General features: G+C 46.9%; 11 protein-coding genes. 1 reads left to right on the top strand and 10 read right to left on the bottom strand.

The genetic code is table 11. The features are described from left to right. The first annotated feature begins 965 nt into the window (after positions 1–965). Positions 966–1,142 carry a hypothetical protein gene (locus M1K58_RS29085; RefSeq protein ID WP_256762427.1) on the top strand — a complete coding sequence of 59 codons (177 nt, stop codon included), beginning with the start codon at positions 966–968 and terminating at the stop codon, positions 1,140–1,142. Between the two features lie 231 nt (positions 1,143–1,373). Here the strand turns inward: M1K58_RS29085 and M1K58_RS29080 are convergent, their stop codons facing one another. The 10 genes from M1K58_RS29080 to M1K58_RS29035 all read right to left on the bottom strand — a co-directional run. Then, positions 1,374–2,390 (bottom strand): tyrosine-type recombinase/integrase, encoded by a 1,017-nt coding sequence (locus M1K58_RS29080; protein ID WP_256762425.1) that lies wholly within the window; start codon positions 2,388–2,390, stop codon positions 1,374–1,376. Positions 2,391–2,534: 144 nt separating this feature from the next. Continuing rightward, complete coding sequence (locus tag M1K58_RS29075) at positions 2,535–3,578, bottom strand: hypothetical protein (RefSeq protein ID WP_256762423.1); 1,044 nt, start codon at positions 3,576–3,578, stop codon at positions 2,535–2,537. A gap of 383 nt (positions 3,579–3,961) precedes the next feature. Next, positions 3,962–8,227, bottom strand: coding sequence for a carboxypeptidase regulatory-like domain-containing protein (locus M1K58_RS29070; RefSeq protein ID WP_256762422.1), 4,266 nt, complete (start codon positions 8,225–8,227; stop codon positions 3,962–3,964). A gap of 71 nt (positions 8,228–8,298) precedes the next feature. Then, entirely contained in the window at positions 8,299–9,216 is a 918-nt protein-coding gene (locus M1K58_RS29065; protein WP_256762420.1) for a hypothetical protein, read from the bottom strand. Beyond that, positions 9,195–11,426: a preprotein translocase subunit SecA gene (locus tag M1K58_RS29060; RefSeq protein WP_256762418.1), complete on the bottom strand. Its 2,232-nt coding sequence runs from the start codon at positions 11,424–11,426 to the stop codon at positions 9,195–9,197. Before M1K58_RS29060 ends, M1K58_RS29065 begins: the two co-directional genes overlap by 22 nt. Positions 11,427–11,475: 49 nt before the next feature. Continuing rightward, positions 11,476–12,006, bottom strand: coding sequence for an adenylyl-sulfate kinase (cysC, locus tag M1K58_RS29055; protein WP_256762429.1), 531 nt, complete (start codon positions 12,004–12,006; stop codon positions 11,476–11,478). Positions 12,007–12,148: 142 nt separating this feature from the next. Next, complete coding sequence (locus M1K58_RS29825) at positions 12,149–12,292, bottom strand: hypothetical protein (RefSeq protein WP_256762416.1); 144 nt, start codon at positions 12,290–12,292, stop codon at positions 12,149–12,151. A 48-nt stretch (positions 12,293–12,340) separates the two neighbouring features. Then, positions 12,341–12,889 carry an NHL repeat-containing protein gene (locus tag M1K58_RS29045; RefSeq protein ID WP_256762414.1) on the bottom strand — a complete coding sequence of 183 codons (549 nt, stop codon included), beginning with the start codon at positions 12,887–12,889 and terminating at the stop codon, positions 12,341–12,343. Then, a complete protein-coding gene (locus tag M1K58_RS29040; protein ID WP_256762412.1) occupies positions 12,838–13,050 on the bottom strand; it encodes a hypothetical protein in 213 nt (70 codons plus the stop codon). Before M1K58_RS29040 ends, M1K58_RS29045 begins: the two co-directional genes overlap by 52 nt. Before the next feature lie 149 nt (positions 13,051–13,199). Continuing rightward, positions 13,200–17,187, bottom strand: a 3,988-nt coding sequence (locus M1K58_RS29035) for a helix-turn-helix transcriptional regulator (protein WP_256762410.1), incomplete at its 5' end; no start/stop codon positions are given.

The raw sequence follows: 17,187 nt of genomic DNA, 5'->3' as shown, positions 1-17,187 counted from the left end.
TCTTAGGATTTAATGCGCCAATCGTCTCATTCTGTTTATGTATGTTGTATACCATTTCAGTTAACATTACCGAAATATCGAGAAAATCATGAATGGCTAATGGAGAAACCGATACCCATTCATGGAGTGTAGTTTCTTGGTGGATGGTCATGAAGGCTCCTCTTATCCATGTCAACAATTCTATTATTATTAATATGTATACCACACTTTCCAATAACAATTGAAGGGGAATCCTTAATGATAGGTAAATTTAGGAGAGAACACCCCGTTCGTGCGATCCGTCATTCAATTTGAGCCCTCACTATATGAAGCCTTCTTAAATGTTTAAAAAGAGAAAACACCGTAAAGCAATTTTCTGATCTGTGACCCGAGAGAGGTCACTTTTTTCAAAGTGTCCATCTTTCGGGTCACAGATCATTCATCACTCTACAGTGTTTTCATTTTACAGAATGTAGGAAAAATGTGGGCAATCAGTGTTGCCCCGAGGAAAATCCCTTGCTACGCAAGGGCTCAGCCCTTATTACATCATGCCGCCCATGAGACAAATACGTTTTTATGGTTTTTTTGAGTATTTTGTTGGGGTATTTGTCCGGTTTTCTTACTCTTTTAAGAATAATATGTTCGTTGCGCTGCCGATTGCACTTTACAGTTCGGTTCCAAGGCAAATATCTATTGCTCAGAAGTATGTCCAGATTGTCCAGCATCGTCTCGTCGTCGTGGGCTAGGGTTCTTGGCGTGGACATAGTTCTAGTTTCGAAGTATATCCAGTACCCTGTCCACTCCAATCTGACTGAGCCGTTAGAACTGTTGTCCGCGGATTCACGCCATGCTCTGCCTTCAGAGTATAGTTATGTCCAGTACTTACTTTCTACTGCATCCCAGCTTTTCCGACCTCATACTTCTATCTTCTCCCGACCCCATATATAAAGAGGGTTCTAGAACTCCAAGATAGGGGGTCGGAGGATATGCCAACGTCCATGTTTAACAGTCTCCCTTGGCTACGCTTAGGAGCACAAGGACAAGCAAATGCCTCTGAAAACCGATGGACTCGCCTCGACAGCCTATCTGATTGTCGCTCGGCTGTTGGAACACCTGACAAGTCAGCTTCTATTCCACAAACAAAATCCACGATAGTACAATAAACACTAGAGATTCTTTCACTACATCGTTTGCCATGTCGTGTGCAACCATAGGGAATATCTACTCTCATACCCACATTCTACTGTCTGAAGATACTTAAACACACGACCGCAAAAGCGACGTTACGAAAAGCAATCCGAAACCATCAAAACAACCCCGATTATGAATGGTTCAGTTATAGTTTTGAGGTTAGAATGTTTGGAGTTATTACCCGGCTTCTGTACTTGTCCTAACTACACGCCGACGAGCGGACTGCTTTGTTCGTGTTGTTCTTGCAGGTCCCGTTGGCTCATCTGGACATACTTGCGTACCATGCTGATATCGTGGTGTCCGAGTATCTTTTGCAGGGTGAACAGGTCGCCGCCATTCTTGATGTACAGTTTAGCGAAAGTATGCCGGAACGTATGCGGAGAAACCCGAACGCCTGTGATGCCTGCTTTGTCGTCGTGGAGACGGATACGTTCGTACGCTTGGTTGTAGGTTAAAGGCTTGCCACTGTTCAGCAGGAACAGGGTGGAAGGGTAGCGTTTGCCGAACTGCTTCTGATTCTCTTGGATGAGTGCGGCGAGAAGCTCTACGGTACGTTTGGTTACAGGTACAACCCTTGATGTGCCGTTCTTGGCGACGGTAGCACGAACGGTAATCGTTTTGTTGACAATGTTCAGGTCGTCTATGTTAAGGCTAAGCGCTTCGTTTATCCGAAGTCCGGTGTCCAGCAACAAGGTGAGCAACACATAGTCACGAAAACCAACATACTCCCTCTGGCTGGGCGCGCTAAGTAGTTGAAGAACCTGCTCCATTGTGAAAGCACCTATCGTGTCCTCCTTGACCTTTTTCAGTTTAACACGGGAAGCTAGGTCGGTTGAGAGGTAACCTTCGGTGTGGAGGAAACGTAAGAAGCACTTGAGCGTCCGGGTGCGTATGTTTACTGTGGCTGGCGACAAACCTTTGGCAGTGTTGTGGTTTTGCAGAGTTGGATGGCTAGCGTACAGGTGCTGCTCGGAAAGCATGTGTTGGACGTACTGGCGCACGTGGTCGGCGGTGAGTTCATCCAGCTTAAGCGTTGAGTAACGTTCTATCAGCCATCGTTGAAGGTAACGGTAGTGACTTTTATGGTCGTTCAGCGTCCGGGGCTTCAAGCCCTCTGTCTGCTTAGCGCGAAGGAAAACGTTGAAGTAATAATCGAGCGAATGGTGCATGGACACTACGACGGAAGTCAGTCGTTCACGTGTTGCTGTTGCTTGAGTCATATGAATCTCTCCTCTCAAAAATGAGTGCAAAAAAGCCGCCAAAGCTGTGGCGGCAAGTTAATGCTATGTTTATAGAAATCATAAAATTAGAACATCCAGGCGGACAAGGTATGTAACTCTACTTTTTAATAAGTGGGGTACCTCTTAGTCTTGAAAGTAACTTTCCTGACTATTCTTAATTGTCATATACTCTATAAGGGCATTATTCAATTGAGTACTCTTTTGAACCCCATGAATTCTTATGTATTCAATAGCTGTTTTCCCCTCAAATCTTAATAAAGCCAACAAGACCCCAGTACGCACGAGCTTCTGTGCATCAACTGTTGTAGATAGATTGTCACTATTCCTAGATCTGTCCCTTAGCATCGAGAAAAATTTATTAAGGTCTTTAGGTTCTTTACCCTTATACAATATAAAGGTTTCCGTCTTAAGATCTAGAGTTCTTCTATACGTCATATATCTTTCTAGGTTTTCTATTAATACATCATCGTTGATTTTTATCCATTTGATTAGTGTATCATCTGTATCGGAGCGAATATTCCTTATTAATTTCCCTGGTATATTGATGTCTGATACCGTCAACAATTTAATGTGAGATTGCTCTAGCCCGCAATAGACACAAAGTCCCCAGATAACAGGATATATTATCTTCTTTTCAATATCATTAGGATTGAAATCTACAGAATTCCCGAATATAAATTCAATATCTTTTGCTTCGAGAAAATTAAGTTCCTCCACATTAATTACCACATATTTAGATAGCTTCCTTTTAGTATCTAATGAAAATTTTAATTCTAATCGGCCTTGTTCTTCCCACAAAGTAATAAGTATTGCAATCGCGGTTGGTGCAGTATTGCTTCTGGGTTTACTAAAATAATGCTTCAGAACACTAGACGATAGGCAACTTACGTGATCACCTTTCATGACTTTCCCTAAGATATATTCGCTTAGAAAAAAATCAATGTCGTCAAGATATCTCTGCACCGTATCAACTGATAACTTTCTATCCTTCCTATTGATATAATCAAGCACCTCCTCCTTAATAATCCTTACATCTTTCTCTTCAAAATAATTGCCATTGCTCAATCTAGCACTTTCCTTTCCATTGAAATCCTTGCAAACAGCTTGCAAACAAGTGGCGAGAAAAAGCAGTTGCAGAGTACCTAGAGTCGTCCACAGATCGGGCAACCCGGAAGCCCCCGAAACAATCCATGTAAGTTGAATCGTCCCCTTTGCTTCTGTCCGTCCACAAACAAGCGTGGCCTCCCCTTTCGTGCGGAGCAAGTGGACGAGCACTTTTGGGGGCACTTGGCTTAACTTTAGTTGGTGATCCTGCTACCCCCTAGGTTTAAGTCGCCCACAGCAGGAGCATGCAGGTTCCGGGGAGTGGACGCAGGAGAAGGATAGTTTGCCCACAGCCACAGGTATCGCAAGTGGGAGTCCTTGGGTGCAAGAGGAGGCACTACTGCCCACAAAACCCCTGTAAGGTGCTAGCTAAGCTTAGCTTTTAAGAGGCTTCTTCATTCGTGTTCACAGAAAAGAGCGCCCTTCCGGGCGCCCCATCAATAGAATTAATTCAATGAATCCAATAATTTCTTGAGTTCCGAGTTGAGGCTCAATACATTCTTAATGATGGTTAAAGCTTCTGCACGCGTGGTATCGCTCTTCGGATCAAACTTATCTTTGGATTTGCCATCGATAATACCTGCTTGAGCTGCTTCCTTAATTTCTGCTGCCGCGAAGGAATTGGACAAGTCTGCAAAGTTGCCCTTCGCACTATCCTTCGTTAAGGCGCTTATGTTTACGATGCGGAGCAGCATAGCTACCATCTCTTCCCGAGAAATGGCTTGGTCGGGCTTAAACGTCGAATCCTTATAACCATTAATTACCCCTGCTTGAGCGAGTATCAGAATAGCCCCCTCGCCCCAGTGACCATTTATGTCCGTAAACGTTGCGTTTGTTCCTGTACCTGCCTGAATATCAAACGCTTTAACTAGAATCGTTGCAAGCTCAGCGCGAGTGATGTCGCCATCAGGTTTGAATTGGCCATTGTAGCCCTGAATGAGACCCAACTTTACGAAAGTACGAATCGTCTGTTCCGCCCAGTGCCCATTAATATCCGACAGTTGCACCGAAGCCGAGGATTGATTAGCCTGCTGCACTCTAGAATCGATGAACGATACCAATTCCGAGTTATTGACCACTGAACTCTTAAACACATCTGCTACAGGAGGCTTGGGATCGACAGGTTTAACAGGCTCCGTTGGTGTCGGATTGGACGGGCCGGCTACACCGCCTGAATTATTGTTATTCCCAGACGTCACAGCACTAAGGGTAATAACTCCTGCACTAACGCTCTGTCCCGCTGTAACCGTTACGTTAGCTGTTCCATTGTTGTACCCGGCTTTACTTACGTTTATCGTCTGACTGCCCGCCAGTACATTTCCGAGCGTATATTGACCTTGGGCATCGGTGACCACGCTGATGCCGCCAATCGCAACGGTTGCACCGAGAAGTGGATTATTGTTAGGTCCATACACCGCACCAGTTACCGTTCCTGTTGTCTGCACGGCCGATACCGACAGGACGATGACGCTTGCACTCACGCTCTGTCCCGCTGTAACCGTTACGTTAGCTGTTTCATTGTTGTACCCGGCTTTACTTACGTTTATCGTCTGACTGCCCGCCGGTACATTGCTGAGCGTATACTGGCCTTGGGCACCGGTAACCGCACTGATGCCGCCAATCGAGACGGTTGCACCGCTAATTGGATCATCGTCAGTTCCAAATACCGCACCAGTTACCGTTCCTGTTGTCTGCACGGCCGATACCGACAGGACGATGACGCTTGCACTCACGCTCTGTCCCGCTGTAACCGTTACGTTAGCTGTTTCATTGTTGTACCCGGCTTTACTTACGTTTATCGTCTGACTGCCCGCCGGTACATTGCTGAGCGTATACTGGCCTTGGGCACCGGTAACCGCACTGATGCCGCCAATCGAGACGGTTGCACCGCTAATTGGATCATCGTCAGTTCCAAATACCGCACCAGTTACCGTTCCTGTTGTCTGCACGACCGATAGGACGATATCGCTTGCACTCACGCTCTGTCCCGCTATAACCGTTACGTTAGCTGTTCCATTGTTGTACCCGACTTTACTTACGTTTATCGTCTGACTGCCCGCCAGTACATTGCTGAGCGTATACTCGCCTTGGGCACTTGTAACTGCACTGCTGCCGCCAATCGAGACGGTTGCACCGCTAATTGGGCTATTACCCGGTCCATACACCGCACCAGTTACCGATCCTGTTGTTTGCACCGCGGATAGGACGATGTCGCTTGCACTCACGCTCTGTCCCGCTGTGACCGTTACGTTAGCTGTTCCATTGTTGTACCCGGCTCTAGTTACGGTTATCGTCTGACTGCCCGCCGGTACGTTAATAAGCGTATATTGGCCTTGGGCACCGGTAACCGCACTAATGCCGCCAATCGAGACGGATGCACCGTTAATTGGACTATTACCCGGTCCATACACCGCACCAGTTACCGTTCCGGTAGTCTGAACGGGTGTTAAGACAATATTCCCCGCACTTACGCTTTGACCCGCTGTAACCGTCACAGTTGCTGTCCCTGCGTTGTACCCTGTGCTGCTTACGCTGACCGTCTGACTTCCAGCCAGTACATTGCTCAGCGTATATTTACCTGTGCTATCCGTTACAGCACTGATATTACCAATTGAGACGCTTGCCCCATCAATTGGACTATTGCCTGGCCCAAATACAAACCCGGTTACCGTTCCTGTTGTCTGCACCGCCGTTAGGAAGAAGGTGAATGCACTCACGGTCTGTTCCGCGATTACTGTAACGCTAGCTGTTTCATTGTTGTACCCGGCTTTAGTTACGGTTATTGTCTGTTTGCCCGCCGGTACATTGCTGAGCGTATATCGACCTAGAGCATCGGTGGCCACACTGATTCCGCCAATCGAGACGGTTGCACCGCTAATTCTATTGCCAGAAGATACTACTTGACCTGTTACTGATCCCGTTGTCTGCACAGCCGCTAGGACGATGTCGCTTGCATTTACGTTCTGTCCCGCTGTAACTGTTACGTTAGCTGTTCCATTGTTGTACCCGGCTTTACTTACGTTTATCGTCTGACTGCCTGCCGGTACGTCACTCAATGTATATTGACCCGTACCATCTGTTACGGTACTAATGCTGTCTATCGAGACGCTCGCTCCGCTAATTGGACTATTCCCTGGACCAAATACTGCACCTGTTACTGATCCCGTTGTCTGCACAGCCGCTAGGACGATGTCGCTTGCATTTACGTTCTGTCCCGCTGTAACTGTTACGTTAGCTGTTCCATTGTGGTACCCGGCTTTACTTACGTTTATCGTCTGACTGCCCGCCGGTACGTTAATAAGCGTATATTGACCTTGCGAGTCGGTAACCACACTGGTCCCGCCAATCACAACGTTTGCCCCGAGAAGTGGACTATTGTTAGGTCCATATACGGCGCCTGTTACTGATCCCGTAGTCTGCGCTGCAACTGTCACTACAAAAGAATCCACAACGACTGCACCTTGTGGAGTGGTAGCTATCGCCATTATGGTTGCAGTGCCTAGAGAATGCGGTGTCAACAACAGTTGCCTCCCGTTCACTACCACACTCACAACGCTATTAGCGTTGGATTTCCCATCAATCGTCAATTGATTACCATCGGGATCGGAAAAAGATGAGGTAAGATCAATGCTTACCGTACCGTCCGAGAGACTGATCGTCCTATCTGCAACTTCATTTGCAACTGTAGGCCAGTGATTCCGCAAATAGGGATAGGAATTATTGATATTTGCATCGATACCCCAAACAGTGTTGAAATCCCAATTTTTATTAGGGTCAATATCGGATGTATAGGTTGTTTGGGTTTTCATCTCTGCGGTTGTCTTGGGAGTCCCCCCAAAACCATTATTCAAATTACCACCGATCGTGGAATCCCAGAATGACGCCAAAACGGAGCCACTGTTCTTTGCTGCAATGCCGTCCGGCGCATAATAATCAGCATACTCATTAACCTCATCCTTCAAGGTTCCCACGAAATAACTGTTGGAGATATTGCCTGCATTTATTCCGGTCAGCCCGCCGGTTATGCCATAATCAAAGTACGCGTAACCGGATAGTTTCACGTCTACTTGCGCGAAACTATTTGTAATCGTTCCGGCATGATGTCCGACCAAACCGCCGTCATTTCTTTCTAAACTATGGCTCCAGTCTAAATTAACACCTGAAATCGTGATCTGTCCTGTTACATGGCAATTCTCAATCCTGCCGGAATTGTTTCCAGCCAGTATTCCTGCCGCCCCGGTATTCTGTCCGCTCATTGGAATCGCGAAAACCGCATTTAAAATACCTAGATTTTTTACAGTTCCGCCAACTCCAATAGTATCGAACAGCCCGACGTTTGGCCTATAAGTGTTAATCTTCAAATTCTGAACATAGTGTCCTTGACCATCTAGTGTTCCCGTAAAAGTACCGATGGGAGTCCACTCATACTCATCAAGATCGATGTTGGCGCCTAGTTTATAATACTTGTCACGAGCGGTATTCATATAAAACAATTCTTGAGGCGACGTAATGATGTAAGGATTAGCAGATGACCCATCTCCAATCGTGGGAACAGCAGCTACTACTGTGGACAGACTGGCAGCCTCAGCCGCAGTAGGAACAAGCACAACCATCGGACTGAGGACCATCGCTGCAGACAGCGTATGGATTACCCCTTTTTTCATCAGCTTTTTCGAATTTTCTTTTGCTTCAGAACTAATAAATCGAATCATGTCATTTTACCGGTCGCCAATCGCTTTCATTCGCACGCAACCGGATTCCTCCTTCGTTTTTTGTATGGATCTTAATTTTCTATAATCGAAAAGGAATAGTCCTTCTGATCTAATCGGCGAACTTCTTGAACCATGCCTGGAATGAGGAACGAAGTACGAGTGGTATAATCCGAATTAAGTACATACAAGTGGCCATTGCCATTTTGTCGCTCCTCACGTTTCAGAAAGACAGAGCCCCCCATGACAATTTGATAATCCGAAATGGATAATCCCCTCGTAAAATGCTGTGCTGTAAAGGCAACCTTGCCATCCGCCTTCAACGATTGATTCATGGAGTCGCAATGATATCTGATCCCTTGGTGGACAATCAAATTATGCGCGCAGGATGAATCCGTTACGATTCGATCCATGACCTGGAATTGGTCATCCACCTTTATGATTTCGCTCGGTCTGCCGGTTTTGGCGGTTTGATTATGGCATACAATATAGGTAGACCCCTTATGCTTGTATATCGAGTTCATATGTCCATAATTGGGGGAAGCCTCTTGCTCGGACAGCTTGCCGAGCGGGTAGTATTCAAACCAGCTCTCTTTCTGAAAGCTCCACTCAATAATCCGGTTATTCGGCGTGTCTGTCATAAACAGGCTGTCATCGATCATGTCGATTTGATGAATCCACCCGGGCAAATCGGCAAATGCGATCTCTGCTTTGGCATCGATTTCCAGATTGCGTCCGCTATCCAATTTCAATATTCTGCCGACTTTCCCAACCGACTCATAGACGTACAAGAAATGCCCGTGACGGGCGATTCCGTAGAAATTTCCTCGCAGCAACAAATACAAAGTATGGTCGCGAATGAGGAACAGACCTCTGTTCGTGGCTATCAAGTAAATTCCTTCGACATCTACATCCGAATAAATCGTTTGCCTCTCAGGCAACACCATTTCCACTTTCCGATGACTGACTTCTATCCCGTGTGCGTTTGCCATGCTTGTCTCCTTTTCCCATGCAGCAAGTTCGGTAAAGCTTCCGTAAGCATCCATGTACCGATTTGTCTTGTCATATGCTGCTGCATTTCCGCGAACTGTTCATAAGCCGTATGACGAAACACTCGAATCGGATCCTCTTGCGCGTAAGAATGATACTGAACGCTCCACGTCATATCCTTGAGTCTCTCCATATGACTTATCCAGTGCCGATCAAGCATCTTCATATATCGCTTATGCCACACAGGCCTAAATTGTAGAAATCGGGGAGATTGAAGAGCAGCCTTCCAGTCATGAGACCATTGTTCTAGTTGAAGCTCCGACATAGATTTAGGCGAACAAGCTTGAATATATTCGACAACATGTTGATTCAGAAACGCGATCAGGGAGCCTTTCTTCCACAGCTCGTTCCGATGACCGTAGATCAACTGACGCTGTTCGTGAACAATCGAGTCGATACGGGATAGAAAAGAACGAATCTCCTTCGTACGATTCTCCGCCCGGAGCTGAGCTTGCCTGAATAATAATTCGGCTCTATTGCCATTCACATCTCGTTCCGATTCATTTTCCGTATAACGGAGGATCAATTCGTCTTCCAGTGACACAATAAACCGGGATCGGCCGGGGTCGCCCTGTCGGCCCGCCCGCCCACGCAGCTGATTGTCGATCCGTCTGCTTTCATGACGCTCCGTGCCGATAACATACAGTCCCCCTAGTTCAGCTATCCCTTCACCGATTCGAATGTCGGTTCCTCTTCCTGCCATGTTGGTAGCTATCGTGATCGCTCCGTACTGTCCGGCATTGGCTACGATCCCCGACTCTTCCTGCTCGTTCTTCGCATTCAACAACCGGAATGGAATAGCTGCTTCCTTCAACCGTTCAGCGAGTACTTCGGATTGTGCGATCGTCGTTGTGCCAATTAGAACAGGCTGGCCAGTGATATGGCAGGCTTTGACTTCGCGAAGAACAGCCTCCAATTTCTCCTGCCTCGATGCCACAATGAGATCCCGCTCATCCTTGCGCTGAACCGGCTTGGCTGTCGGAATGATCGATATCGACAATCCGAACCGTTGCTTGACTTCCTCTTCATCCGTCTTAATCGTCCCTGTCATTCCGATCAAGCGTTCATACATTGAGAAATATTGTTGAACCGAAATTTCCGCTAGAACTTTATTCTCGGGCGAAAGCGGGATTCTTTCCTTCGCTTCGATGGCCTGATGCAGCCCTTCGTTGAACAATCGTCCTTCAAGGACCCTTCCGGTAAACGAATCGATAATTTTCATCGTTTGATCTTCGACGATATAGTCGGCATCGCGATTCATCATATAATGAGCCTGCAGACTTTGATCTAATATATGTAAGACATTCGCATGAGCTAGATCAAACAGGTTATCGATCTCGAGAAACCTCTCCGCACGCAGAGTGCCGGCATCGGTTAAGGTTACCTGCTTCGCTGTGAAATCCAGTTCATAATCGTCATCGATCTTGTAGTTCCCAACCAATTCGGCACAAATCGTATACCACTCCGACGGGGTATCCTTAAGGTCGGCAACAATCAACGGCGTCTTGCCTTCGTCGATCAATACATTGTCCGCTTCGTCTACTATCGCGTAAGATAGAGCCCGCTGAACTCTATGTTTGCCGTTGTATACGAGATGATCTCTTAAATAATCAAACCCGAATTCGTTAAAGACGCCATAGGTAATATCTTGCCGATACGCTTGTTTCTTCTCTTCTATTTCCATTCCGCTTAAATTGAGTCCCACGCTCAAGCCTAGCATTTCGTATACAGGCTTCATTTGATTGTAGTCGCGTTCAGCCAAGTAGGCATTCGCCGTCATCACATGAACGCCTTGATTTTGGAGGGCATACCAACTGGCGGGCAATGTTAACGTAACGGTTTTGCCCTCGCCCGTGGCCATCTCTACGATATGACCCTGTGCCATTCTCAATCCGCCCGTGAGCTGCACATCATGCAACACAAAGCCATGAACCCGCTTTACCGCTTCTTTAACGGCAGCGAACAAACGGTAGATCCGCACTTCATCGTCTAATGCAATAGAATCGGTTCCGCGTAATTGACTAACGAAATGGCTAAGCTCCTCGTCACGAACATGCTTTAGCGGATCGCTATATTGCCTGATTAGGTTCAAGTGGTCATTCGAATTACTTCGACTCCGAACTCGTTTCATCAAGTTCTCTGTGAACCCCATTTGCCGATCCCCCAAATCCCTCTAAGTTGCAAAGATCCGTACCTTCTTGTTAATAAGCGGGTGATAGGCATTGAATAATCTTCGACACGCATTCCTCTAAGCTGAGCTTATCCGTCTCCACGATTACATCCGGTTGGATAGGCTCCTCATATGGGGAATCTATTCCCGTGAAATGCTTAATTTGACCAGCTCTCGCTTGTTTATATAACCCCTTGGGATCCCGTTCCTCGCACACTTTCAAAGGACATCGAACGTAAACTTCCATGTAAGATTCCCCAATGAGAGAACGAACCTTATCGCGCGTAGAGCGGAACGGAGAGATCGAGGCGACGATTACATTCAGCTTGGCATCCAGCAGAATCTTGCCAATCTCGCCGATTCTTCTACCGGCTTCCAATCGATCCTCTTCGCTGAATTGAAGATCCTGATTGATTCCTCTCCTCAGAACATCACCATCTAGAATGTGACAATTTTCAATAAGCGGTCTCAGTGCCTCTGCAAGAGTGGACTTACCTGAACCCGATAGACCCGTCAGCCAGATCATTCGACTCATATCTTCATTGACCTCCTGCTGAAGCATTGGAAACAAATGCGAGTACCTGTTACCTTTTCTTCCATTTCGATGTGAACTCGTTTGTTATATACAAATTCATTGCTTTGAATACTAGATTGATTATTGGAATATATACTTTCTTCATCATTCTGGTTATCAGTAGCGTTAGTCAGTCCTTATAAGTCACTTTACGGATTTTACTATTATCTCTATCCGTAATATACAGATTGCCCGCAGGATCCAATGCGACCCCGGTAGGCAATTTCAAATGAGCTGCCGACGCCGCTCCTCCATCTCCATCGCTTCCTGTCACTCCCTTTATCCCCGCTACCGTCGTGAGGCTTCCAGCAGAGGCCACTTTCTAAACGCGATGATTACCCGAATCGGCGATGTAGAGATTGCCGGCGTTGTCCAATGCGATGGCGTTTGAGCCATTCAGCGCTTCTTGCGTTGCAGCCGAGTTTGCGACGCAAGCTGTATGAGTAGAAGAGGTACCCGCTACCAGACAGGCACTATTCGTACCCGTATCCGTGACGCCATCGGTTCTCAATACACGATAATTAAAGGTGAAGGTGCTGCCTATTTGCTGCTGTTCGATAATGTATAATCGATCAGCACTGTCCAGAGCGATTCCCGTTACGGAATTTCCGTTCCACACCCGTGAAACCTTTTGATTAGAGCCCAGCTTCAGAACCCTATTGTTTCCAGCATCTGCAATATAGAGATTGTTATTACTGTCCACCGCGACTCCAATTGGATTGTACAAGTTTGTTTCTGTCGCCAGCCTTGTTCCGTCTACGACGGAACTGCCATAAAAACCCGTGCCCGCCACGGTGCTGATCAGCCCGGTAACCGCATCTACTTTACGAATACGATTATAATTGGGCTCCGCGATAAAGAGGCTTCCCATACTATCCGTCTATCCGTCGCCACGTCGGTTGGATAGTATAGATCAGCCGTTGTCGCAGGGATATTTTCGCCGCTTTTCGATATGTTGCCATTGCCCGCAACGGTAGTCATGTAATAATCTCCGCCATTCCCCGCCGCATAACCTCCATCTGTCATATCCATCTGATATCGCCCTGGCTGCCCAGGACATATGGGTGCTACTATACCATCAGGCCGCTTCATAGCAATCACCCAAAAGTAGTAGACGTCGATTTTTGTCAAAAAAAAGAACACACCCCCGACACTGCATCACTTCAAGGGTGTGTTCAGCTTTATATGAGATTCAATTCCTTCGCTCGGGCAATCGCTTGCCCACGTCGTTTAACACCAAGTTTGCCATACAGATTGGAGATGTGCTTTTTGACTGTATCATGCGAAATTCCTAAACTTTCGGCAATCTCTTTATTTGAAAATCCTGCAGCCAGCGCTTGTAACACCTCAGTCTCCCGCTGAGTGAGCGATTCGATTAGCTTATCCGCCGGCTCGAGCTTGAACGGAGTCTCAACCGGTGTTGGACGCTTAGCCAGATCCATGGTTTGATCATGCTGGATCCAGTACAAATACGTCAATCGGGTAATCATCAGCTCCAGCACATGAAGACTTTGCTCCGTAAAAACTCCAGAAACTTGTGCATTTTCGATATACAATAGCCAATCTGCGCCTTCGTATGGCTTACCGATACGCATACAGACGATCGAAGCTGGTATAAATCGAGCAATATAAGGATCTCTCATATAGCGACTTGTTGACGCATCCTCCAATAATACGGGTCGACCCGACATTCTGACATACCGACACAAATATAAAGGGAATTCGAGCTCATCAGCCAGAGCCTGTCCTCCAGCTTGTACATGTACCTGAAATTGCTCTCCCTCACACTTCAAAATGCACCCGCGGTCTGCCCCCAGTTGCCGAATCGCCGTATCCAAAAACTGCTCTAGTAAATCGTCAGACCCTATGTCTGTCCATCGTGCGATCTGGGATAGGATGTGAACCTCCGTTCCGGGATGCACGCCATGATTGACTTCACCCGAAAGCGTTCCTGTCTGCAATTCAGAAGGCAGTGGATTCTGTGATTGAGATTGCTCCTGACTACTGGACGTGTACCACCACAAATCAGGATACTGCTGTTTCACAGCATTCACCTTCGCTATCAATCCCCATTTGAAGTACGCTGTACATGCATCCATCAAGGATACAACCGCACCTGATGGGCTTCCTGACTGTACATAGTAATCATACAATCGCTCACCTGCGATTGCTTCCATTAATGGGTACTGTTCCTCCTTCGCCTTCGCGATAGCAGCTTCATACATGCGTACGGCCTCTTGTCCTTTACCAGCAATGCGCTTCCATTCTGCGAGAATCAGTAGATAAGATGACGACTGATATCCCCAGTAGCCCGACCATTTCTTCATGTGACGTTTCAGCTTCCGCAACATTCGGACAATGTCCCTTTGTTCACCCAATGTCACCTTCGGATATAGCGCTGCACCGGACAACGCTTCGAATAACCTAAGCTTACGATTCTGCATCCAATCGAACTTCAACTCTATCGCTTTGCCGCGGCGAGCCCAATCCAACGCATCACGATATTGACCAGCATAATAAGCTACCTCAAGCTTGCAAATACAAGTATAATTGTCTTCCTCACGTTGACCAGAATGACTAGCAGGCGTGATATAATGCATTTGCAAGCTTTCGTCCTGCAACGCTTCACAATAAGATTTGGTCGACTTGAGTACTTCCAACGTCTTCTCATCGATCATATGCTGTGCTTCAAGCTCGATGTACGATATGAGTTCCATTAATCCGTGAACACTATCATAATAGGTTAACAAGACAACGATTATCGACAGATTCGCCATCGTTACATCGCCGTATTCCATCGATCGGCGCATCGATTTCATCAAATAATTCGTCGCTTCCCGGGGACTCCTATGCTGAATAGACATCGCATAGATCAGCGGTAAGCGATACTGATGAACCTCAAGCGCTGCGGTAGTCGATTGCAGCATCTGCAGTGCTTCTGTCGGTAGAAGCCGATATAGCCATGGCGCCCCTCTCTGCAAGATCAGCTCATACAACCCGATATTACATAAGAAAAATTCATTCATCCCTAACTTGAGTCCATAGCGAATGAATCGAGCGCTTAACACAATCTGCTCAATGGGTCGTTCAGACAGCAGCGGTACACTTAGGATTAGGAGCAAACGATTTAATAACTCGTAGTCAGCATCCGTATTCGACGGCAGCTTACTCAGCTCATCGCGGCTGCGCCGAAGAACAAGCTGAGTACGCACCACTTCAGACAATAACGTCCACATCGACGCACGTTTCGGTAAGAACCAGTCATATTCGGCTAATACAATCTGACCATTCCGGATCGCTTCTGCGTTGTTCTTGAACACGAACATCTCAGTCTTGGAAATTGCAAGATTAACTCGCTCTTCTCGTCCTAGTTGATCCGCATATTGCATCAAATATTGAAAGTGCGCACGCATCTGATCCATATTGCCGCGCATATATTCGCTATAAGCTAGCTCCGTATAGCAGCGATAACGAATGGTTATCGGCTCCCCTAATTGCTCCATCAAAGATATGGCTGTTTCCGCATAAGCTTTGGCATCCAGGTACTTCCTCTGTTTATTCATCCGCACACACATCTGAGTATTGAATTGTGCCAGCACCCGCTGATCCTCCGTCGAGAGCTGATCCAGACAACGGTTCCAATGGTAAGTGGCTCGCACTACATCCTCTGGTGAAGCAACCGCTAGGCGGTTTTTATAGATCAATCCAATCTTATAATGCCACTGCTCATAACTTCCCTCAAGAAGCTTATACAGCATAATTTGCAACTGGGTATGCATGAATAAATAATCTCTACCCTGTTCATCTCCGACAACTTCCTCATCATCACGGTAGATGAGCCCTTCACTCTCCGCAGACGCCAACAATGACAGCGTCAACGAGTGCGAACTGCCACATACATCGTTGATAATGGACGAGCTAAATCGCATACCGCATACGGAGGCAATCACCAGCAACTGCTGTGTACGCTCATCCAGTCGATGAAGTCCTTCTTCGTATAAACGCTGTGTCTGGCTGTTCGGCTCATGCAGCATCTCATTCAACACTTGATCCCATGTCCAGCGCTGCTGAAGCTCATCAAATACCAGCTTCTTCTGGGCTATCCATTGCTGAAGCAGCTTTCGGATAGCGCTAGGATTTCCTGTAGTCAGATCATATACCCATCTGGCAAGCACACGTACCCTAGTTGAATCCTCATGAACAGTCGCGATCATCCATTGTCGCACATCATCATAAACGAATGGCTCTAGCTTTATCTGCTTCGTATACCCTGTTGATACTTCGGCATCGCTCGAATTATCTGTGGAGTTACGATTGCTCAACTCGATAACCATACCCTGTGTTTCAATCAGCAATATTCCAGATTTGAATTGCTGCTGCAGCAAGCTGTTGATGACATCCAGTGTGCCGGGATCCGCCCGATCCAGATCATCTATCCACAGCACTAACGGTTTACAGTACGTCATGAAACTTCGGAGAACAACTAACAGAGCTTCCTTGGTCTGCGATTCATTCAGCGGAGAAGGGGTCGTCCCATTCGAGGCCAAGCCTAATAATACTGCTGTCTCTGGCAATAACGAATGGATATGAGCCACATCCCGTCCAAGCTCTCGCTCTAGATAACTTGTTACGGTTGCTATCGTCTCAGCATCCTCACACCAGATCTGCTCAAATCCTTGCCCAATCACTTGTAGAATAGGAGCATACGGAGGAGTCTGCTCACCGTCTCGACATACTACTGTCATCACTTGCTCGCCGCGACTAATCAAGGTCCTAACAAAATGTGTCATGAGGAAGCTTTTCCCTGCGCCTTCCTCTCCACTTACTTTCACCCTTACAGAAGATCCTTGTGCTGCCTGTTCGTAAGCGGTTTCTAGTTCATGTAGCACATATTCACGACCAATGGGATTCGACGGTTGTTGAAATTGGCTGCATTGATCGATCTGCCCGATACCAATAGATAGCAGCTTACCGTGCTTCTCCAGTTGACTTGTGCAAAGCTTCAAGTCAGCCAATAAGCCATAAGCGGTTTGATAACGAGCAGCTGGCGACTTCGCTAATAGCTTCATGACAATCGCTTGAAGTGGATCCTCTAAATCAGATCGGTACATCGATATAGGCTGAGGGAGCTCTACAACATGCGCGTATGCCCAATCACCTTCTGCACTT

The organism is Cohnella sp. WQ 127256 (assembly GCF_024519285.1).
Classification (GTDB): domain Bacteria; phylum Bacillota; class Bacilli; order Paenibacillales; family Paenibacillaceae; genus Cohnella.
Note: the sequence above shows the minus strand (reverse complement) of the source record. Positions and strands in the feature narration are given on the sequence as shown.